The sequence below is a fragment of the Actinoallomurus soli genome, assembly GCF_024055715.1.
GTDB lineage: Bacteria > Actinomycetota > Actinomycetes > Streptosporangiales > Streptosporangiaceae > Actinoallomurus > Actinoallomurus soli.
Genome location: NZ_JAMXMV010000013.1, coordinates 48,547 through 69,181 on the forward strand (window position 1 = coordinate 48,547; position 20,635 = coordinate 69,181).

The 20,635-nt window shown below is 71.7% G+C and carries 18 protein-coding genes and 2 pseudogenes; 11 read left to right on the forward strand and 9 right to left on the reverse strand.

Annotated features, from left to right (window positions below):
* Positions 1 to 14: 14 nt before the first annotated feature.
* The gene (gene metH / locus NDW01_RS28055) at positions 15 to 3,659 is read left to right on the forward strand and encodes a methionine synthase (protein ID WP_252825957.1); all 3,645 of its coding nucleotides are present in this window, start codon (positions 15 to 17) and stop codon (positions 3,657 to 3,659) included.
* Positions 3,660 to 3,815: 156 nt separating this feature from the next.
* On the opposite strand, the gene NDW01_RS28060 is transcribed toward metH, so the two are convergent.
* The 4 genes from NDW01_RS28060 to NDW01_RS28075 form a co-directional block, all read right to left on the reverse strand.
* Complete coding sequence (locus NDW01_RS28060; RefSeq protein ID WP_252825959.1) at positions 3,816 to 4,160, reverse strand: hypothetical protein; 345 nt, start codon at positions 4,158 to 4,160, stop codon at positions 3,816 to 3,818.
* A 381-nt stretch (positions 4,161 to 4,541) separates the two neighbouring features.
* Complete coding sequence (locus NDW01_RS28065) at positions 4,542 to 4,889, reverse strand: hypothetical protein (protein WP_252783512.1); 348 nt, start codon at positions 4,887 to 4,889, stop codon at positions 4,542 to 4,544.
* Between the two features lie 427 nt (positions 4,890 to 5,316).
* Positions 5,317 to 5,487, reverse strand: a complete 171-nt coding sequence (locus NDW01_RS28070; RefSeq protein ID WP_252825967.1) for a hypothetical protein — start codon at positions 5,485 to 5,487, stop codon at positions 5,317 to 5,319.
* Positions 5,481 to 6,512: a glycosyltransferase family 2 protein gene (locus NDW01_RS28075; RefSeq protein ID WP_252825980.1), complete on the reverse strand. Its 1,032-nt coding sequence runs from the start codon at positions 6,510 to 6,512 to the stop codon at positions 5,481 to 5,483. Before NDW01_RS28075 ends, NDW01_RS28070 begins: the two co-directional genes overlap by 7 nt.
* Positions 6,513 to 6,738: 226 nt before the next feature.
* Between NDW01_RS28075 and NDW01_RS28080 the strand changes: the two genes are divergently transcribed.
* Positions 6,739 to 7,374, forward strand: coding sequence for a class F sortase (locus NDW01_RS28080; RefSeq protein WP_252825982.1), 636 nt, complete (start codon positions 6,739 to 6,741; stop codon positions 7,372 to 7,374).
* Positions 7,375 to 7,401: 27 nt separating this feature from the next.
* Here the strand turns inward: NDW01_RS28080 and NDW01_RS28085 are convergent, their stop codons facing one another.
* Together NDW01_RS28085 and NDW01_RS28090 are read right to left on the reverse strand one after the other, a co-directional pair.
* Positions 7,402 to 7,932, reverse strand: a complete 531-nt coding sequence (locus NDW01_RS28085; RefSeq protein WP_252825985.1) for a DUF1707 and FHA domain-containing protein — start codon at positions 7,930 to 7,932, stop codon at positions 7,402 to 7,404.
* Positions 7,933 to 8,036: 104 nt separating this feature from the next.
* Entirely contained in the window at positions 8,037 to 9,197 is a 1,161-nt protein-coding gene (locus NDW01_RS28090) for a cytochrome P450 (RefSeq protein ID WP_252825987.1), read from the reverse strand.
* A gap of 74 nt (positions 9,198 to 9,271) precedes the next feature.
* On the opposite strand from NDW01_RS28090, the gene NDW01_RS28095 reads away from it, so the two are divergent.
* Positions 9,272 to 10,096 (forward strand): alpha/beta hydrolase, encoded by an 825-nt coding sequence (locus NDW01_RS28095; protein WP_252826009.1) that lies wholly within the window; start codon positions 9,272 to 9,274, stop codon positions 10,094 to 10,096.
* 23 nt (positions 10,097 to 10,119) lie between these two features.
* On the opposite strand, the pseudogene NDW01_RS44460 reads toward NDW01_RS28095, so the two are convergent.
* Positions 10,120 to 10,317: pseudogene (locus NDW01_RS44460) on the reverse strand (HAD-IA family hydrolase); the annotation flags it as partial.
* 23 nt (positions 10,318 to 10,340) lie between these two features.
* Here NDW01_RS44460 and NDW01_RS28100 point away from each other — a divergent pair.
* Positions 10,341 to 10,646: pseudogene (locus tag NDW01_RS28100) on the forward strand (decarboxylase); the annotation flags it as partial.
* Between the two features lie 84 nt (positions 10,647 to 10,730).
* Here NDW01_RS28100 and NDW01_RS28105 read toward each other — a convergent pair.
* Both NDW01_RS28105 and NDW01_RS28110 read right to left on the reverse strand, forming a co-directional pair.
* Positions 10,731 to 10,886, reverse strand: coding sequence for a hypothetical protein (locus tag NDW01_RS28105; protein ID WP_252826011.1), 156 nt, complete (start codon positions 10,884 to 10,886; stop codon positions 10,731 to 10,733).
* A gap of 39 nt (positions 10,887 to 10,925) precedes the next feature.
* A complete protein-coding gene (locus NDW01_RS28110) occupies positions 10,926 to 12,389 on the reverse strand; it encodes a KamA family radical SAM protein (protein ID WP_252826012.1) in 1,464 nt (487 codons plus the stop codon).
* 73 nt (positions 12,390 to 12,462) lie between these two features.
* Here NDW01_RS28110 and kdd point away from each other — a divergent pair, with 73 nt between their 5' ends.
* From kdd to lhgO, 7 genes are all read left to right on the forward strand, one after another.
* Positions 12,463 to 13,488, forward strand: coding sequence for an L-erythro-3,5-diaminohexanoate dehydrogenase (gene kdd, locus NDW01_RS28115; RefSeq protein WP_252826015.1), 1,026 nt, complete (start codon positions 12,463 to 12,465; stop codon positions 13,486 to 13,488).
* Complete coding sequence (gene kamD, locus NDW01_RS28120; protein WP_252826017.1) at positions 13,485 to 15,083, forward strand: lysine 5,6-aminomutase subunit alpha; 1,599 nt, start codon at positions 13,485 to 13,487, stop codon at positions 15,081 to 15,083. The genes kdd and kamD overlap by 4 nt, the downstream gene beginning before the upstream one ends.
* On the forward strand, positions 15,080 to 15,907 hold the full coding sequence (gene kamE, locus NDW01_RS28125; protein ID WP_252826030.1) for a lysine 5,6-aminomutase subunit beta: 828 nt from the start codon (positions 15,080 to 15,082) through the stop codon (positions 15,905 to 15,907). Before kamD ends, kamE begins: the two co-directional genes overlap by 4 nt.
* Positions 15,904 to 16,332, forward strand: coding sequence for a 3-aminobutyryl-CoA ammonia lyase (gene kal / locus NDW01_RS28130; RefSeq protein ID WP_252826032.1), 429 nt, complete (start codon positions 15,904 to 15,906; stop codon positions 16,330 to 16,332). The genes kamE and kal overlap by 4 nt, the downstream gene beginning before the upstream one ends.
* A 557-nt stretch (positions 16,333 to 16,889) precedes the next feature.
* Positions 16,890 to 18,578, forward strand: a complete 1,689-nt coding sequence (lnt, locus tag NDW01_RS28135) for an apolipoprotein N-acyltransferase (protein ID WP_252826034.1) — start codon at positions 16,890 to 16,892, stop codon at positions 18,576 to 18,578.
* Positions 18,579 to 18,581: 3 nt separating this feature from the next.
* The gene (locus NDW01_RS28140; RefSeq protein WP_252826036.1) at positions 18,582 to 19,334 is read left to right on the forward strand and encodes a polyprenol monophosphomannose synthase; all 753 of its coding nucleotides are present in this window, start codon (positions 18,582 to 18,584) and stop codon (positions 19,332 to 19,334) included.
* A gap of 91 nt (positions 19,335 to 19,425) precedes the next feature.
* Positions 19,426 to 20,622, forward strand: coding sequence for an L-2-hydroxyglutarate oxidase (gene lhgO / locus NDW01_RS28145; RefSeq protein ID WP_252826039.1), 1,197 nt, complete (start codon positions 19,426 to 19,428; stop codon positions 20,620 to 20,622).
* Positions 20,623 to 20,635: the final 13 nt, after the last annotated feature.

A 20,635-nucleotide genomic window follows, 5' to 3' on the forward strand; every position in this document is an offset into this window, starting at 1 on the left:
CGGGAGGTGGTCCAGTGGACGGATCCGCTACCGACGACGGCCGGGCGCGCGGGCAGAACGCGACCCAGGCTCTGCGTGAGCTCCTGGACCGGCGTATCGCGGTCCTGGACGGTGCCTGGGGCACGATGCTGCAGGGCGCGCGGCTCACCCCGGAGGACTACCGGGGCGACCGGTTCGGCGACCACCCTCGTGACGTCACCGGCGACCCGGACCTGCTCAACCTGACCCGCCCGGACCTCATCCTCGACGTGCACCGGCGCTACCTCGCCGCGGGCGCCGACATCACGACCACCAACACGTTCACCGCGACGAGCATCGGCCAGGCGGACTACGGGCTGCAGGCCCACGTGCGGGAGATGAACCTGCGCGGTGCGCAACTGGCCCGGCAGGCCGCCGACGAGGCGGGCGGGCGGTTCGTCGCCGGCTCGATCGGCCCGCTGAACGTGACGCTCTCGCTGTCCCCGCGCGTGGAGGACCCGGCCTACCGCGCCGTGTCCTTCGATGAGGTCCGCGACGCGTACGCCGAGCAGATCCAGGCCCTCGCCGACGGCGGCGTCGACCTGCTGCTGATCGAGACGATCTTCGACACGCTCAACGCCAAGGCCGCCATCACGGCCGCCCGCGAGGTCGCTCCGCACCTGCCGCTGTGGATCTCCGTCACGATCGTCGACCTGAGCGGCCGTACCCTGTCGGGCCAGACCGTCGAGGCGTTCTGGAACTCCATCGAGCACGCCGAGCCGCTCGTCGTCGGCGTGAACTGCTCGCTCGGCGCCGCGGAGATGCGCCCGCACGTCACCGAGCTGGCGCGCCTGGCCGGCACCTACACCGCGTGCCACCCCAACGCCGGGCTGCCCAACGCGTTCGGCGGCTACGACCAGACGCCGGAGGAGACGGCCGGCCTGCTCGGCGAGTTCGCCGGCGCCGGGTCCGTCAACATCGTCGGCGGCTGCTGCGGCACCACGCCCGAGCACATCGAGCGGATCGCCGCCGCCGTCTCCGGGCTGTCACCTCGCAGTGTGGCCGCCCCGCCGCGGCGGACCCGTTTCAGCGGCCTGGAGCCGTTCGAGATCGCGCCCGACACCGGCTTCGTGATGGTCGGCGAGCGCACGAACGTCACCGGCTCGGCGCGGTTCCGGCGGCTGATCGAGGCCGACGACTACCAGGCCGCCGTGGACGTGGCCTTGGAGCAGGTCCGCGGCGGCGCGAACCTCCTCGACGTCAACATGGACGCCGACCTGCTGGACAGCGAGCGGGCCATGACGACGTTCCTGAACCTCGTCGCGACCGAGCCGGAGGCCGCCCGCATCCCGATCATGATCGACAGCTCGCGGTGGAGCGTGCTGGAGGCCGGGCTCAAGTGCGTGCAGGGCAAGGCCGTCGTCAACTCCATCAGCCTCAAGGAGGGCGTGGAGCCCTTCCTGCAGCAGGCCCGCCGCATCCGCGACTACGGCGCCGGCGTGGTCGTCATGGCCTTCGACGAGCAGGGCCAGGCCGACACGACCGAGCGCAAGGTCGAGATCTGCGGCCGCGCGTACGACCTGCTGACGCGGGAGGCCGGGTTCGCGCCCGAGGACATCGTCTTCGACCCGAACGTCCTGGCCGTCGCCACCGGCATCGCCGAGCACAACGGCTACGCCAAGGCGTTCATCGACGCGCTGCCGCTCATCAAGGAACGCTGCCCCGGCGCCCGCACCAGCGGCGGCATCTCCAACCTCTCGTTCTCCTTCCGCGGCAACGACGTCGTACGCGAGGCGATGCACTCGGCGTTCCTGTTCCACGCCGTACGCGCCGGGCTGGACATGGGCATCGTCAACGCGGGCCAGCTCGCCGTCTACCAGGACATCCCCGCCGACCTGCTCGAACTCGTCGAGGACGTGCTGTTCGACCGGCGTCCGGACGCCACGGACCGGCTCGTCTCCTTCGCCGAGACGGTGAACGGGAAGGGCACCCAGCGTACGGTGGACCTGTCCTGGCGGGAGGCGCCCGTCGAGGACCGCCTGGCGCACGCGCTCGTGCACGGCATCGTCGACTTCGTCGAGGAGGACACCGAGGAGGCCCGGCAGCGGGCCGCGCGGCCGCTCGACGTGATCGAGGGGCCGTTGATGGACGGCATGAAGATCGTCGGTGACCTGTTCGGATCCGGGAAGATGTTCCTGCCGCAGGTCGTCAAGAGCGCCCGGGTGATGAAGCGCGCCGTCGCCTACCTCGAGCCGTACATGGAGGCGGAGAAGGAACAGGCCAGGCTGGAGGGCCGCCTCGAAGCCGAGCGCGGCAACGGCAAGGTCGTGCTCGCGACCGTCAAGGGCGACGTGCACGACATCGGCAAGAACATCGTCGGCGTCGTCCTCGGCTGCAACAACTACGAGGTCATCGACCTGGGCGTCATGGTCCCCGCCGCCACCATCCTCGACACCGCCGTCGCCGAGGGCGCCGACGCCGTCGGGCTGTCGGGGCTGATCACCCCGTCACTGGACGAGATGGTCGCCGTCGCCGCGGAGATGGACCGCCGCGGCCTGAAGATCCCGCTGCTCATCGGCGGCGCCACCACCTCGCGCCAGCACACGGCGGTGCGGATCGCCCCCGCGTACGACGGCACCACGGTCCACGTGCTCGACGCCTCCCGCGTCGTCGGCGTCGTCTCGGACCTGCTCGACCCCGACCGGGCCGAGGAGCTGGACGCGAAGAACCGCGCCGAGCAGGAGCGGCTGCGCGTCCAGCACGAGACCCGGCAACGCAGCCCCCTGCTCACCCTCGAGCAGGCGCGGGCCAACGCCGAGCGCGTCTCGTACGAGGACCTGCCCGTTCCCGCGTTCACCGGCGTGCGGACCGTCGAACCGGACCTGACCGAGCTGCGCGCGATGATCGACTGGCAGTTCCTCTTCCTCGCGTGGGAGCTGAAGGGCAAGTACCCGGCGATCCTGGAGCAGCCGGTGGCGCGCGAGCTGTTCGACGACGCCAACGCCATGCTCGACCAGATCATCGCGGACGGATCCCTGCGCGCCCGGGGACTCTACGGGTTCTGGCCCGCCCACTCCGACGGCGACGACATCGTGCTCGAGGGCGGCGTACGGTTCCCGATGCTGCGCCAGCAGACGGCCAAGCCGGAGGGCCGTCCCAACCGCAGCCTCGCGGACTACCTGGCCCCGGCCGGTGACCACCTCGGCGGCTTCGCCGTCGCGATCCACGGCGCCGACGACCTCGCCGCGCGGTACGAGGCCGCGGGCGACGATTACCGCGCCATCATGGTCAAGGCCCTCGCCGACCGCCTCGCCGAGGCGTTCGCCGAGTACCTGCACCTCAAGGCGCGGCGCGAGTGGTACGAACCGGACGCCGACCCGGCCATCGAGGACCTGCACGCCGAGCGCTTCCGCGGGATCCGCCCGGCTCTGGGGTACCCGGCCAGCCCGGACCACAGCGAGAAGGGCACGCTGTTCGAGCTGCTCGGTTCCGACCGGATCGGGATGGGCCTGACCGAGTCGTACGCGATGACCCCGGCGGCCAGTGTCAGCGGCCTGCTGTTCGCCCACCCGGCGTCCCGGTACTTCACCGTGGGCCGCATCGGCCGGGACCAGGCCGAGGATTACGCCCGGCGCCGTGGCGTCCCCCTCGCGGAGGTGGAGCGCCGGCTCCGGCCCAACCTCGCCTACGACCCGGCCTGAGGCCTTCGTCGTTTCTCGCCCCGCCGCCCCGCCCGCCCTCGATGAGGGAGGGCGGGGCGGCAGGCGACGAGCCGCTTCTCGCGTCTACCCGGCCTCGGCCGGCGGGCGTGGCCGGAGCCGGGCGCCGCGAGCGTCTGCGGTCAGCGAAGGTGCGGATCAGTCATCCAGTCCGAAGGCCCGCTGACGCTCGTTCTCGCGCTGGTTCTGGAACTCGTTCTGGCGCTCGTTCTGCGCCTGGCCGTTCCGCGCGATGGCGACGTTGTTGTTCCGGTTGCGGATCCGGATCGGGATGTAGTTCCAGAGGTTGTTGTTGTTCCAGTTGAAGCTCCTCTGGTTGTGGAAAGTCCGGAAATTGCTGGCGACGCGGGTGCAGCATCCGCCGCCCCATCCGCCAAAGCCGCCGCCGCCCCACCCACCGGCGGATGCGGGTGAACTGGTCAGCAGGGTCCCCGCGGCTGCGGCGAATACCAGGACGCCGGTAGCGCTTGTCTTCTTCAGCACGTCAGTCTCCTTATTGTCGGAACCGCACGATAGCCGTCGCGGACGGCGCTTTTCCGATATCGCGGACTGCGCCGCGATTCGTAACATTCCCCGCCGTAATCCGGACAAGACATGCGCCAGGTAAGATGGCGACAAAGACGTGGCGCAATGACTGCACGCATCAGCTTGTGGGGCGATCAGCTAGCCATTATGCGCATATTCCCCGACTATCCTCGCGGTTCGGACAAATCATCCGCGCGTCCGCGCGGGGGCGCGCCGGTGATCGTGTGCCTCGGGTGGGAGGCCGGCACCTGCCCGCTCGTTCCAGGGCGGGCAGGTGCGGGCCGTCGGCAGGCCGGCCGATCAGGTCGCGGCGACGCTCAGGGTCGGCCGTGGTGAGGGCTAGTCGTCGTCATCGAGCCCGAACCCACCGGAGAACAGGCCGTCGCCTCCGAGACCGCGCCCTCCCTGCCTCTGGTTGTTGGTGGCGATGGCGACGTTGTTGTTCCGGTTGTGGACGCGGATGGGGATGAAGTTGGAAAGCTGATTGTTGTTGAAGTTGCTGTTCCTGCCCCAGCCGCCGCCACCCCAGCCGCCACCGCCCCAGCCACCGCCGCCCCAGCCACCGCAGCAGCCGCCCCAGCCACCGCCCCAGGCCGGGGCCTGTGCGGACGCGGGTGAGGCCGCCAGCAGGGCGCCCGCGGCGGTGGTGAGCATCAGGATGCCGGTGGCGCAGGTCTTCTTCAGCACGTCAGTCTCCTTCTAGTCGGTACCGCGCAGAACACCTTCCAGGCGGCACTTCCCGATTTTCGGGACTGTACCGTGACTAATACCATTCCCCGTCTCATTCCGGACAAGACAACTGACAGGTAAGTAAGCAACAAAGGCAGAGGATATGGAATCGGACCTATCGGGCTGAATCGGGATATAGGCTGCTCCGGCTCCGGAGATGCACCGCGCCATCCTCCGACTAGCCCGATCAAATCGACGTTTATAGGGATATTCATGGACTTGCGGCTCCGTCGGGCAGCGGTCGAGCCGTCCTAGTGCCGTGTCAAGGGGGCGTCGGTCGCGGGAGGACCGTGTCGGCCGGTCCCGCCCTGGGGGTGAGCGGCTCGCCCGCGGCGTACGGCACCCGCGGCGGCGCGGTCGCCCGCGCCGCCGCGGTCGGCGTGCGTCAGTGCTCGCGCTTGGGCAGCATCCGCTTGACCGCCAGGGCCGCGGAAACCAGGGTGAAGGCCGCCAGGCCGATCCACACCGCCTGCATGCCGAGCCAGGGCGCGGTCACCGCCGCGCCGCCGAAGCCGGCGGCGACGCCTCCCACGGGATTGTTGTACACCGTCACCATTTCCTTTCCTTGCGCCAGGCAGCCTCCCAGAACGCCTTGGCCTGAACGAACTGCAGAAACACGTCGAAGACCATCTCGACGAGAAGGAGCGCGGCGATGGCCATCTGGGCCGGCCCTCGGCGCCGTACGGTGACCACGCGTTCGGCCATGAACACGACGGTCACCGCCGTCCATACGGGGCTCAGGCGGATCCCGCCGAACCGGATGAGGGAGTACGCGACCGTCCCCAGGTAGGTGAAGGTCACGATGATCCCGATCAGGGACAGCAACTGGCGGCCCCAGTAGGGGCGGGTGACGGGGGTCCACCCGTAGTCGACGAGATTCTCCAGCGCGCCGCGCTTCCAGCGGAGCCGCTGCCTGCCCAGGTCGCGCCAAGTGGGCATCACCTCGGTGGTCAGGGTGCATTCGGGCGGGCACAGGATCCGCAGGCCAAGGTGCAGGATCGCCAGGGTCAGCTCGTTGTCCTCGGTCAGGACCCGCACGTCGTAGACCTGGTCCCGGCCCGGGAGCCGGCCGCACGCGCGCGCGGTGACGATCTCCTGAAGGGTCAGGGCGCGGAAGAGGGTGGCGGTTCCGGTCAGGACGAGCGCCTTGCCGCTGAGCCTGCGTACGTCCCGGGCGTACCGCGCGTACTCGTTGCGCTGGAACATCCCGACCAGACCGCCGCCGGGCTTGCCGGTGAAGGTGCCGCCGACCGCGGCGTACCGTCCGGTCGAAAGATACTCGAGGCCGTGCTGGATGAAACCGGGATCCAGCGCGGAGTCGGCGTCCATGACGAGGATGACGTCGTCGAGGCCGAGCGCCGGAAGAAGCGGACTCAGGACCTGGTTGAGCGCTCCCGCCTTCTTGTGGCGGTTGCCGCGCGTGGCGACGACCTCCGCGCCGCAGAGCCGGGCGAAGGCCTCCGTCAGATCGGTGCAGTTGTCCGTGATCACGATGATCCGATCCGGTCGCCGTCTCTGGCGGCGGAGCGATGAGATCGTCTCTGGGATCTGGTCGGCCTCGTTGTGGGCGGGGATCAGCACCGTCACCCTCATCCGGGCCGGGTGGGAAGGGGGAAGGCTGCGCCGTCCGTCCCGGTCACGCCGTCGGCGGATGACGGGGGACGGCCGGACGGAAGGGGTGGGAGAACGCGTCAGAGACAAGGAGGAACCGCGCCGTTTGGTGGGGAAACGTCTAGATTATGACGTTGTCGTTGCTTGAAAGGTTTACCATCCGTCACGAACGAACCGGAAGGGACCAAGGGCCTCAATGGAACGCTCCGGGCGATGGACGGTGCGCCGCGCTCTCGCCATCCTCGCGGTGCTCCTCGCGGCGGGCGCCGCGACGACGATCCTGCTGACCCGCGCGGTTCGCAGCGGCCGGCAGGGCGCCCCGCTGCCGCCGCCCGCGGCCGCGCGTCCGTCGGCGCCGGTGTCGCCGCCCGCCCGTCCGCTACGGGCCTCGCCGCCGGTACGCCTGGAGATCCCCCGGATCGGCGTCGACGCGGCCGTCATGTCCCTCGGCCTCAACCCCGATCGCTCCCTGGAGGTGCCGCCGCTCTCCCGAGCGCAGGAGGCGGGCTGGTACCGCCTCGGTCCCGTTCCGGGCGCCACCGGCGCCGCCGTGATCGCCGGGCACGTCGACACGACCCGCGGGCCCGCGGTGTTCTTCCGGCTGGGGGCGCTGCGGCCCGGGGACGTCGTCCGCGTCGGCCGTCGCGACGGAACGACGGCGACCTTCCGCGTCGACTCGGTCGAGGCCGTCCCCAAGACCGCATTCCCGACACAGAAGGTGTACGGGCGCGTCGGATACCCGGCGCTCCGGCTCATCACCTGCGGGGGAACGTTCGACCACGGCACCGGTCACTACGACGACAACGTCATCGTCTACGGCCATCTGATCTGACCGTCGGCCGGGGCCGCGGTACGCGGGTCAGCCGGCGGTCAGGATGAACCGCTGCCGGCCGAACGCGATCTCGTCGCCCGGGCGTACGCGTGTGGGGCCGGCGATGCGGTAGCCGTTGACCCGGGTCCCGTTCATCGAGCCCAGATCCGACAGCAGCCAGGTGTTGCCGGTCCGGCGGAGCTCGGCGTGCATCCGGGAGACGGTCACGTCCGTGACGACGAACTCGCAGGTCGGCGCCCGCCCGATGATCAGGCGCGCCCGGTCGAGCCCGGGCAGGGTGAATCGGGGGAGTCGAGGCGCCCGCCAGGCCGCCTCGATGCGGGCGGTCATCGACGACAGAGAGGCGACGGCGCCGGTGAGGCCGCGTACGACCCGGCTGCCCGGCGGCAGGTCGTCGACGAGGAGGGACAGCTCCGCCCGGGTGCGGGCCCGCAGTGCGGAGTCGACGCGGCGCTCGAAGGTCTCGTGCGACAGCCGGCCTTCGGCGGCGCGGTCGCGGAGGACGCGAAGGACCCGGTCGCGGTCCTCGTCCGACGCGCGTACCGGAAGCCCCTCCATGGCTCGCAAGTATCGGGTCCGAAAAGTCCGTTGTCCAGCGGAGACGCGTCAGCGCACGTCAGGCCGCCCAGCTAGCTGATCTACAATGTAAAGGCGCTCGCCTGTCACGCATCTTCTTCGATGACAGGCTCCCAGGCGACCTCCAGGGTGAGCGGTTTCCGAAAGACCAGACCCCGGGGCCCGACCGTTCCGGCGAGCCGCAGATCCGGCAGGCGGATGAGGGCCCGCAGCATGGTCATGGTCTCCAGCCGGGCCAGGTGCGCGCCGAAACAGAAGTGCGGGCCGTGCGCGAACGCCAGGTGGCGGTCGACGTTCGCCCGCCGCGGGTCGTAGCGGTCCGGCTCGGCGAAGACGGCCGGGTCGCGGTTGGCGGCGGTGATCGAGACGCGGACCAGGTCGCCCTTGGCGATCCGGGCGGTCCCGAGCGGAACGTCCTCGGTGGCGTAGCGGTCCACGACCGAGGCGGCGGGCTCCAGGCGGACCGACTCCTCCACGGCCGCCGGGAGCAGGCCCGGTTCGTCCCGTACGAGGGCGAGGCGGGCCGGGCGTTCCAGCAGGTGCAGGACGGCGTTGGTGATCATTCCCTCGGTGGTGTCGATGCCGCCGAACATCAGTACGGCCGCGTTCGCCACCACCTCGTCAGTGTCCAGGTGACGGGCGGCCGCCGTCAGCAGCGTGTCCTCCGCCGCGTGCTCGTCGAGGGCCGCCTCGACCTTGGCCCGCAAGCGGTCGTAGGCGTCCGTGGCGTTCGCCGGCCGTCCCGCCGTGATGGCCGACACCGCCTCGACGAACGCGTCGTACCACGATCGGATCGTGGCGGGAGTGACGTCCCGCAGGCCGAGCGCCTCGGTCACCACGGCGACGGCGAGGGGGCCGGCCAGATCGTCGCGGACCTCCGCGTGCCCGCGCGGCGCGACGGCGCCGACCAGGCGGTCGACCTCGTCGTGGACGAACGCGGTGAACCGGGCGCGGGTCTCGGCCGGGCGGAACCGGCGCGCGAACGCGTCGCGGTGCCGGGTGTGCGCGGCGCCGTCCAAGGAGAGCATGCTGGTCCCGACGACCTGCGCCGTGGAGAAACGCGGGTCGTCGACGGTGAACCGGGTGTCGCGCAGCACGCGCAGCGCCAGATCGTGGCGGGTGACGAGCCACCCGCCGAGGACGGGGATCCAGGACACCGGCTCGGCCACGCGCAGCCGGGCAAGGAGCGGGTGCGGATCGGCGTCCAGTTCCTCGATGGTGGCGCTCGCGCCGACAGGAAACTTCACCTATGCGACATTAGGGCTTTTTCTCCCCCGAGGGCACCACCCGCCGTCCAGAGCTCCCACTAGGCTCACGGCCCATGTCGACCCACTCCCGCCGCAGCGTCCTCATCGCCGGAATCGGCGGGGCCGCCGCGCTCGCCGGCGCCGGCACGGCGTACGGCCTCGTCGAGGAGGGCGTGCTGCCCGGGCGCTACCGCCTGGCGCCTTACCTCGGACGGTGCGGGAGCATGCCACCGTTGCCCAAGGTCGCGCCCGGCGCGGTCGAGCAGACGGAGTTCCGCTCGCCGGCGGGCAGAGCGCGCGTCCTGATCGGCCATCCGGGGCCCGTGACGAAGGGCCTGCCCGTCGTGGTGATGCTGCACGGCTCGGACGGCGACGCCCGCACCCCCTTCGACACGTACGGCGTCCAGTACCACCTCGCGGCCGCCGCGCGCCGGGGCGTCGCCCCGTTCGCCGTCGCCGCGATCGACGACTGGGCGGACGACGGATGGGGGCCGTCGCCGGTCATCACCCGGAACCTGCTGCCCTTCCTGCGCGACCGGGGCCTGTCGACGACCCGGATCGGTCTTCTCGGCTGGTCGATCGGCGGGCGGGGCGCCCTCCTGCTCGCGTCCGCGCTGGGACCCGGCCGGGTCGCCGCGGTCGCCGCCGCCTCGCCCGCCCTGTCGGGAGGGGACGTGACGGCGCTGGCCGGGGGACTCGGCCGCGTGCCGGCGTCGCTGACCTGCGGGCGCGACGACGCGTTCGCGATTCCGACGAAGGACCTGCTGGCCCGGCTCCGCGCCGCCCGCCGGGCCGAGGTCACCGGCGGGATCCATCCCGGGTGCCATGACGCGGCGTTCCGGCGCCGGATGCTGCCGGACCAGATCGCGTTCCTCGGCCGTCACTTGGCGCGGGCCTGAGAATCGTCCTCCCGGCCTGGAATTCACCCACAGGACAGACGGTCGAGGTGGTCCGACAGCCGGGCGGCGCCGGTGAACAGTACGGCGTCGATCCCGATGATCCTGGCCGCCTCGACGTTCTCCCGCCGATCGTCGATGAACGTGATCTCCTTGGGCTCCGCACCGAGCCGCCGGCAGACCTCCCGGAAGATCGCCGGGTCGGGTTTGGTCAGTCTCAGGTCCGTGCTGAGGAAACGAGTCGTTCACGGGTCATCTCACCGAGACCGCACTGCGCGCGCTGCGGGCCGACACCGCGATCCTCGGCGTCTGCGGCCTGTCGGCGGACGACGGGCTCACCGCCCCGCGACTCGACGAGGTTCCCGTCAAACAGGCGATGATCGCTGTTGCGCGGCGAAGAATCGCGGTCTGTGACGCGTCGAAGTTCACCCGGACCGGTCTGGGCCGGGTCTGTTCCGTCACGGACCTCGACGTCATCGTGACCGATGCCGCTGCCCCCGCCGAGGCCGTCGCGGCGATCAGCGCGCGCGGCTGCGTGGTGCGCACGGTGTGACGCCATCCGCGTCGCGGAAGAACAGGTCGCCCTCGCGCCATCGCCGTGGCCACCACGCGTCGATGTGCCCGCAGCCGGGACGGCTCAGCCGGTGCGGGCCATGACGAGCTCACCGGGGTACCGGCGGACCTCCCGGTGGTCGGGGCGCACCACCACGGCGGCCCAGCGCGAGCGCACGACCAGGATCTGCCGCGCCGGCATCCAGAGGCGCTCGCCGGTGTCGCGGAACCGCTCGCTCACACCTCATGATCCCGGTCGTGCGCCCGCCGGCACACGGTGTCACTCGGTGAGCAGGGCCTCGGAGGCGTTGCGGCTGGCGGCGGCCAGGTCGGCGGCCCTGCCGGGCACCTCGGCGGCGTGCTCGCGCCACCAGGCCCGGCCCTCCTCGGGCAGGGTGTGGATCGGGTCGTAGTACTCGTACCGGCGGTTCAGCGCGTCCGGGTCGTCGCTCTCCAGCGCGGTCCGGTAGTTCTTCGTCCAGTAGGAGATGCCGCGCTCGGTGTCGTACTCGGCGACCTGGTGCACCCACCGCTTGCCGACGTACGGGACGTCGCACACGATCCGCGGCGTGGCGAAGCCGGGCAGATAGCCCATGATCCCGTGCTGGAGCCGTTGCGCCTCGCCCAGCGACAGCCGCCAGTGCTCGCTGAACGGGATCATGTCGCACAGGTAGAAGTAGTACGGCAGCACGCCGTTGTCCTGCAGCGCGAAGCACAGGTCGAGGAGCTGCTCGACGGTGGTGTTGACGCCGCGCAGCAGCACGCCCTGGTTGCGGACGTCGCGGACGCCGGCGTCCAGCATGGCCCGGGCGGCCTTGGCGACGAGCGGGGTCATCGACTGGGCGGCGTTGACGTGGGTGTGGACGGCCAGTTGCGCGCCGCGCGCCCGCGCCTTGGTCGCCAGGCGCTCGACGCCCGCGCGTACGTCGTCCTGCAGCCAGTGCTGCGGCAGGCCCATCAGCGCCTTGGTGGCCAGCCGGATGTCGCGGATGTTGTCGATGTCCAGCAGCTGGTCGACGAACGCCTCCAGCCGCGGCCACGGCATGTTCGCCACGTCACCGCCGGAGACGACGACGTCGCGCACCTGCGGGGTGTGGCGCAGGTAGTCCAGCATCGCCTGGACCCGGTCCGGCTGCTTCAGCGTGAACTTGTGCTTGTCGATCTGCGGGGTGGAGTTGCCGACCAGGTCCATGCGGGTGCAGTGGCCGCAGTACTGCGGGCAGGTGGGCAGCAGCTCGGCGAGCACCTTGGTGGGGTAGCGGTGCGTCAGGCCCTCCGCCGCCCACATCTCCGCCTCGTGCAGCGAGTCGCGGCTGGCGACCGGGTGGGAGGGCCAGTCGGTGCGCCGGTCGCTGAAGACCGGCAGCATGTAGCGGCGCACCGGGTCGGCGTGGAACGCCGCCGTCGAGCTCACGTCCATCGTGTTCAGCATCTGCGGCGGGACCAGCATCGACATGGTCGCCCGCTCGCGCTGGTCGCGTTCGAGGTCGGCGTAGAAGTCCTCGCTCAGCAGGTCGCCCATCACCTGGCGGAGCTGGCGGACGTTCTTCACGCAGTGGGCGCGCTGCCACTGCGCCGACTCCCACTCCGCGGCCGTGACGTCACGCCAGCCGGGGAACCGCCGCCAGTCGGGCTCGGCGAGCTCGCGGTGGCGATAGGCGTACGGCTGCGGGTGCGCTCCGGGCGCCGGTACGGACTCCTCGGCGACAGCGGTCACGGTGTCCTCCAGGATGAACTCTTGCATTAGCCTGACGATACGAGAAATATTCTGCTAGAGCCAAGGCTAACCGTAAGATTTTGCGCCAGCGAGGTGAGGGATGAGAAGTTCTCCGGTCGGTCTGCACCGGGTCGCCGAGCCGCCGGGCGTGCTGCCGCAGGCGGCCCAGCGCCTCGACACCGACCCGCGCGTCCGCGACGACGAGGTACGGATCCGGGTCGAGCGGCTCAACCTGGACGCCGCCTCGTACCGGCAGCTGCACACCCGGCACGGCGGTGATCCGGACCGGATCCGCGCCGAGGTCGCCGAGATCATCGAGACGCGCGGGAAGATGCACAATCCGGTGACCGGCTCGGGCGGCATGCTCATCGGCGTCGTCGAGGAGGTCGGCCCCCGGTCCCCGCTGGGCCTGCGGCCCGGGATGCGCGTGGCCACCCTGGTCTCCCTCACCCTGACCCCGCTGCGGATCACCGACGGCCTCGCCCGCTGGGACGGGCTCGGCGAGCAGGTGCCCACCGACGGGCACGCGATCCTGTTCGCCCGCTCGATCGCGGCCGAGCTGCCCGCCGACCTGCCGCCGGAGCTGTCGCTGGCCGTGCTCGACGTGTGCGGCGCGCCCGCCCTCACGTCCCGTGTGGTCGCCTCGTACGCCTCCCCGGTGGTGGCGGTGCTCGGCGGCGCGGGCAAGAGCGGGTCGCTGTCGCTGGCGGCCGCCCGGCGCGCCGGCGCCAAGCGGACCGTCGGCGTGGTGCCGAACGAGACCGAGGCCGCGCGGCTGCGCGCCTCCGGCCTCGCCGACGAGGTCGTCCTCGCCGACGCCCGCGACCCGATCGCGCTCGCCGAGGCCGTCGGCGGGACCGGCGCCGACGTCACGGTGGTGTGCGTGGACGTGCCGGGCTGTGAGCACGGCGCGATCCTGGCCACCGCCACGGGCGGCACCGTGATCTTCTTCTCGATGGCCACGTCGTTCTCGGCGGCGGCCCTCGGCGCCGAGGGACTGGCCGCCGACGTGACCATGCTGATCGGAAACGGGTACGTCCCCGGTCACGCGGAGCTGGCCCTGGACCTCCTTCGCACCGAGCCGAGCCTGCGCGCGATCTTTCAGGAGCGGGTGGAGACGGAATGACGAAACTGGATCTGGACCCGCAGGTGGTCCGCAAGGCACGGCTGCTCGCCGAGCGCGCCGCCCAGCCGGTGATCGAGATGGCCCGCACCCACACGACCGTGTCGGTCGAGCGGGCGCAGCTGCGGCTGGCCGGCCTCACCGGCGCGGACTCCGACGGCCTGCCGTGGGTGAACCACCTCGTCGACGCCGTACGGGACCAGGTGGGCCTGGAGCACGGGGTCGCCCTGCCGGTCTTCGACGCGCTCCTGCGCGAGCCGTACGACGACCTGGGCGACCTGGCGCGTGCGGCCTCGCTGGGCGCGGTGACGTTCCGCCTGCCGTCCGGGGGCGACGCCGACGAGGCCGCCGAGCTGGCGCGCCGCGCGGCCCGCCAGGGCATCGGCCGCATCGACGCGCGCCGCGCCGAACGCGACGCGATGCTGCGCCTGACCGGCGACCCCCGCCAGCCGTGGATCTACCTCATCGTCGCGACCGGCGACATCTACGAGGACATCCCGCAGGCGCAGGCCGCCGCCCGCGAGGGCGCGGACGTCGTCGCGGTGATCCGCTCGACCGGGCAGTCGCTCCTGGACTACGTGCCCGAGGGCGCCACCCGCGAGGGCTACGCCGGGACGTACGCCACCCAGGAGAACTTCCGGCTCATGCGGGCCGCGCTCGACGACGTCTCGCGCGAACTCGGCCGGTACGTGCGGCTCACCAACTACGCGTCGGGGCTGTGCATGCCGGAGATCGCCGCGCTCGCCGGCCTGGAACGCCTCGACATGATGCTGAACGACTGCATGTACGGCATCATCTTCCGCGACATCAACCCGCGGCGGACCTTCATCGACCAGCGGTTCTCCCGGCAGATCCACGCCCGCGCCGGCATCGTCATCAACACCGGCGAGGACAACTACCTCACCACCGCCGACGCCGTCGACGCCGCCCACACCGTCATCGTCAGCCAGCTGCTGAACGAGCGGTTCGGCAAGGAGGCGGGCCTGGCCGACCGGCAGCTCGGCCTCGGCCACGCGTTCGAGATCAACCCGGCGATCCCCGAGTCGTTCCGGCTCGAGCTCGCCCACGCCCAGCTCGTGCGCGAGCTGTTCCCGGACGCGCCGCTGAAGTACATGCCGCCGACCAAGCACATGACCGGCAACATCTTCGCCGGCTATCTCCTGGACGCCTTCTTCAACCTCGCCGGCGTGATGACCGGTCAGTCGATCATCCTGATCGGCATGATGACCGAGGGAATCCACACCCCGTGGCTGTCCGACCGCGACCTCGCCCTGGAGAACGTCCGGTACGTCCGCGACGCCTGCGGCTCCCTCGCCGAGGACTTCGTCCCGCGCCCGGACGGGTTCATCGTCCGCCGCGCCCGGCAGGTGCTGTCCGAATCCGTCGACCTGCTCGAACGGATCTGCGACGACACGCTCCTCACGGCCATCGCCGAGGGGACGTTCGGGGTGACCCGGCGGCCCGCCGACGGCGGCAAGGGCCTCGACGGCGTCGTCGAGCGCGCCGACGGCTACTTCAATCCCGTCACCGAGATCCTGGAGTCGGAGGATCCGCACGACACCGCCGTGCCCACGACGCCCGCAGGGAGGGCCGAATGAGACCGCAGGACTCCGCCACCACCGACCGGACCGCACCGCAGGACCTGCCCTCGATCATCCGGCCGTACGGCGACACGACCGGCGACGCGATGGTGCAGCTGTCCTTCAGCCTGCCCGTGCCCGCCGGGAAGCGCGCCGAACTGGCCGCGCTGCAGCTCGCCGGGAAGATGGGCCTGGACCCGGCCAGCGTCGTGCACTCCAAGCCGATGGGGCCCAACTTCACGTTCTTCATCGTGTACGGCAAGGTCAACCACCTGATCGACTACGCCGGCATCGAGGTCCCGGAGGGCCGGGAGTACCCGCTGCTGTCGGCCAAGGAGATCGACCTGGCGATCCGGACCGTCCTGAACCGCCGCATGGTCGTCGTCGGGGCCTGCATCGGCACCGATGCGCACACCGTCGGCATCGACGCGATCCTCAACGTCAAGGGGTTCGCGGGGGAGAAGGGCCTGGAGTACCACCGCGAGATCCAGGTGATCAACATGGGTGCCCAGGTGACCGTCGAGGAGCTCGTGGAGCGCGCCAAGGCCGAGAACGCCGACGCCGTCCTCGTCTCCCAGGTCGTCACCCAGAAGAACGCCCACATCCACAACACCAAGCAAATGGCCGCCGCCTTCCACGCCGCGTATCCCACGGCGGTCGGGCCGGGCATGGGACGGCCGCTGCTCATCGCGGGCGGCCCGCGCTTCGACACGGTCACCGAGCAGGAGCTCGGCGTCGATCGTATCTTCGGCAAGGGCACCACTCCCCGCGAGGTCGCCAGTTACCTCGTGCACGCCCTGCTCCCCAGCCGGCCCCCCGAGAACCCCGCGGAGAACGCATGAGCGAGCGGAGCATGCCCGTCGCACCCGAGGGCGAGGACCCGCGGGTCGGGCTGAGCGTCACCCACCGCCGGTACGTCCCCTACGCGCACGCCCACTACGGCGGCGACCTCGTCGACGGCGCCTACGTCCTCGGGATGTTCGGTGACGTCGCCACCGAGGTGTGCATCCGCGACGGCGGCGACGAGGGCCTGTTCGCCTCCTACGACGACGTGCAGTTCCGTGCCCCCGTGCGCGCGGGGGACGTCCTGGAGGCCACCGCGACGGTGATCCGCGCCGGGCGCCGCAGCCGTACACTGGCGTTCGAGGCACGGGTGGTCTGCCGGGCCCGTCCGGACAAGGGGCCGTCGGCCGCCGAGGCGCTGGCCGAGCCCATCGTCGCGGTCACCGCCACCGGCACCGTCGTGCTACCGCACGCCGGCACCTGACAGGTGGACCGACACGCGATGAACGGCAATGATCACAGGGATTTCCGTGGCCTGTGATCGGCCCGCTGACCTGCGGTGATACGGCAATCCGCAGGTCGCGGCCGCCTTGACATCGCTACGGATACCGATAGGTTGCCTGAACGTCCACCGCAGGACTGACCGGTCGGCCGACCGGGGCGCCGCGAATCTTGCGCCGCGACGGGGGTTGCGAGCACGCGCCGGCTCAGGCGCCCATCCGTCCATGCCAGACGCACGATGACGCGCCCGCCCGCGGCCGGAGCACCCCGGCCGGCGGGGGGTGGAACTCGGTAAGGGCCTGGGCACCCATCAGACAACGGACTACGCGCTCGCCGCCGACGAGACGGGTCCGGTTCGAAGGGAGCGCCCGGGTCCTCTTCCGTTTCCGTCTCCCGCCGCAGGAGCGCCATCCGGGCTCTCGTCCGTGCGACTTCACCCTGGAAGTGGGATCATCCGTACGAAGCGGCCTGCCCGTATTCGTCCCGGTCCCCACCGGCGGGTAGCGTTCCGTCGACGGTCGGACCTGATGAGGAGTGCTGGTGGCGCAGGAGTTGCTCGCCGAGAAGACGCCCGGCGTCGCCGAGCGTGACCGGCGGTCACGGATTCCGGCGTGGCTGCCACGCCCGGCGGGCGTGGTTCTGGCCGGCCTGCTGCTGGCCGCGGCGTTCCCGCCGATCGGCTGGTGGCCGCTGGCGCCGGTCGCCACCGCGATGCTCGCGCTGCTGATGCGCGGCCGGACCTGGCGTCGCGGCGCCGGCCTCGGCATGCTGTTCGGCCTGGCGTTCTGCTTCCCGACCTTCGAGGGCCTGCGGCCCGTCGGCATCGACGCCTGGGTCGCGCTGAGCCTCTTCGAGGCGCTCTACTTCGCGGTGCTGGGCATCGGCCTGGCCCTCGTCACCCGCCTGCCCGGCTGGCCCGTGTGGACGGCCGCGGCGTGGATCACCGAGGAGCTCATCCGCGGCCGCGTGCCCTTCGGCGGCTTCCCCTGGGCCCGGCTGGCGTTCAGCCAGACCTCCTCGCCCTTCACCGGCTACGCCTCCATCGGCGGCGCGCCGCTGGTCGGCTTCGTGACCGCGCTCACCGGCGGACTGCTCGCCGCGGCGGTCCTGCTCCTGTGGCGGCGGCGGACCCCCTTCCCGGCCCCGGAACCGGTCGCCGCGGCGGACGCGGTTCCCGGGGCGGACCCGGCCGCGGAGGCCGGGACGGCCGCCGAGACCGGCACTCCCGGTCGCGCGCCGGGCCGGGTGGCCGGGCGGCCGGTCCGCTGGGCGGCCCTCGCGGTCGCCGCCGTGCTCGTTCTCGGCGCGGCCGGCATGCTCGTGCCACGCCCCACCGGCGGCCGATCGGTGACCGTCGCGGTCATCCAGGGCAACGTGCCCCGCGCCGGCCTGGACTTCCTCGGCCAGCGCCAGGCCGTCCTGAACAACCACGCGCGGGAGACGCACCGGCTGGCCGAAGAGATCCGCGCCGGCCAGGTGCCCCGGCCCGACGTGGTCATCTGGCCGGAGAACTCCAGCGACCTCGACCCGTACGCCGACGAGACCGCCCGCGAGGTGATCGACGCGGCGGTCAAGGACGTCGGCGTGCCGGTGCTGGTCGGCGCCGTCATCGACGCCGGCGACGGCGAGCACGTCGAGAACCGCGGGATCGTGTGGGATCCCGTCAAGGGCCCCGGCGCGTACTACGTCAAGCGCCATCCGCTGCCGTTCGGCGAGTACATCCCGATCTTCCGCGGCCTGCTGCGAAAGCTCATCACCCGTTTCGACCAGGTTGGAGAGTTCGTCAAGGGCCGTTCACGCGGATCCCTTCAGCTCGGTCCGGTGAAAATCGGAGACGTCATCTGTTTCGAGGTGGCCTACGACGGGCTCGTGCGGGACGTCGCGGACGCCCCGTTGCTCGTCGTGCAGACCAACAACGCGACGTTCGGACGCACCAGCCTTCCCCCGCAGCAGTTCGCGATGTCGCAGATGCGCGCGGTCGAGCACGGGCGCAGCGTCCTCGTCGCCTCGACGAGCGGCATCAGCGGGATCATCGCGCCGGACGGGAAGGTCCTGACCAAGTCAAAGGAATTCACCCCGGACATCCAGGTCCGCCGCGTGCCGCTGCGTACCTCGCGTACGCTTACTGATCACCTGGGTGCCGCTCCCGAGTGGGTGCTGGCGCTGCTGGGACTCGCGGCCGCGGTCGCCGCCGCGTGGAGGACACGGAAGACGAGCAGGGGGGCCTGACCGGTGCAGAACACGGACGACATCGGGCGGGTGCTCGTGATCATCCCGACGTACAACGAGCGGGAGAACATCGAGAGCATCGTCGCCCGGGTGCGCACCGCCGTTCCCGAGGCCGAGATCCTGGTCGCCGACGACAACAGCCCCGACGGCACCGGGAAGATCGCCGATGGGCTCGCCGCCGACGACGAGCGCGTGCACGTCATGCACCGGGCCGGCAAGGAGGGCCTCGGCGCCGCGTACATCGCGGGGTTCCACTGGGGGATGGAGCACGGCTTCGACGTGCTCGTCGAGATGGACGCCGACGGGTCGCACCAGCCCGAGGAGCTGGCGCGGCTGCTCAGCGCGCTCTCCCGGGCGGACCTGGTCATCGGCTCCCGGTGGGTCCGCGGCGGCACCGTGGAGAACTGGCCGGTCAACCGGGAGATCCTGTCGCGCGGCGCCAACGTCTACGCGCGGCTGATGCTGGGCATCCCGGTGCGCGACTCGACCGGCGGGTACCGCGCCTACCGCGCGACGACCCTGCAGAAGATCGACATCGACGGCGTCGCGTCGCAGGGCTACTGCTTCCAGGTGGACCTGACGCTGCGGACCGTACGGGCCGGCCTGCGGGTCGCCGAGGTGCCGATCCGGTTCGTCGAGCGCACCCACGGCGCCAGCAAGATGAGCCGCGCGATCATGATCGAGGCGTTCCAGCGGATCGCCCGGTGGGGCGCCGCCTACTGGCTGGGGCGTCTCACCGGCCGCGAGCGGCACTGACCCCGGTCGCGGCGCCCGCCCACCGGCGGGTACCGCGACTCCGGGACGGCCGTCGAGTGGTGGCCGAGGAGCGCGCCGGAGGAGAACGTCGATGACTCTCAGCGTCGGTGTGGTCGGAGCCGGGATCGTCGGGCTCTCGGTGGCGCGCCGGCTGGCCCGGTGGGACCACGAGGTCACGGTCTTCGAGAAGGAGGCCGACGTCGCGCTGCACCAGACCGGGCACAACTCGGGGGTCGTCCACGCGGGCGTGTACTACCCGCCCGGCTCACTGAAGAGCCGCCTGTGCCGGGACGGCGCGCGCCGGCTGAAGGAGTTCTGCGCCGAGCACCACCTGCCGTACGAGGAGATCGGCAAGGTGATCGTGGCGCGGTCGGCGGACGAGGCGGGGCGGCTGCGCGACCTCGAGGCACGGGCGCGGGCGGCCGGCGTTCCGGGACTGCGCCGGCTGGACCCGGCCGAGCTCGCGGAGGTGGAGCCGCACGTGCGGGGGTACGCCGCGCTGCACTCACCGACGACCGCCATCGTCGACTACCGTCTGATCGCCCGTGCCCTGGCCGACGACGTACGGGCGGCCGGCGGCCGGATCCTCCTCGGCCGGGCCGTGACCGCGCTCGAACGCGCGGGCGGGCGGCTCATCGTGCACACCGCCGCGGAGAGCACCCCCGTCGATCGCCTGGTGATCTGCGCCGGACTGCAGTCCGACCGCGTCGCGGCGCTGGCCGGGGACGAGCCGGCGCCGGCCATCGTCCCGTTCCGCGGGGAGTACCACCGGCTGGCACCGCACCGCAGGGAGCTCGTCAAGGGCCTGGTCTATCCCGTGCCCGACCCGGCGTATCCCTTCCTCGGCGTCCACTTCACCCCGCGCGTGGACGGCACCGTCGACATCGGCCCGAACGCGGTGCTCGCCACGGCGCGCGAGGGCTACCGGCGCGGTGACGTCGACCTCGCCGATCTGCGGGAGGTCCTCCGGTGGCCGGGCTTCCGGCGCCTCGCCCGCGCCCACTGGCGGGCCGGCGTGCGCGAGGCGCTGACGTCCCTGTCGACACGGCGGTTCATCGCCGAGGCCCGCGCGTACGTGCCGGAGCTGACGGTCCGGGACGTGATACCGGCCCCGGCCGGGGTCCGCGCGCAGGCCGTCGACCGCGACGGCGCCCTCGTCGACGACTTCGCCATCCACCACCTCGGCCCGGTCGTCAGCGTCCGCAATGCGCCCTCGCCCGCGGCGACGTCGGCGCTGGCCATCGCCGACCACATCGCCGAGCAGGTACGGGCCCGGGCGCGCGACTGACACCCGGGCCGTC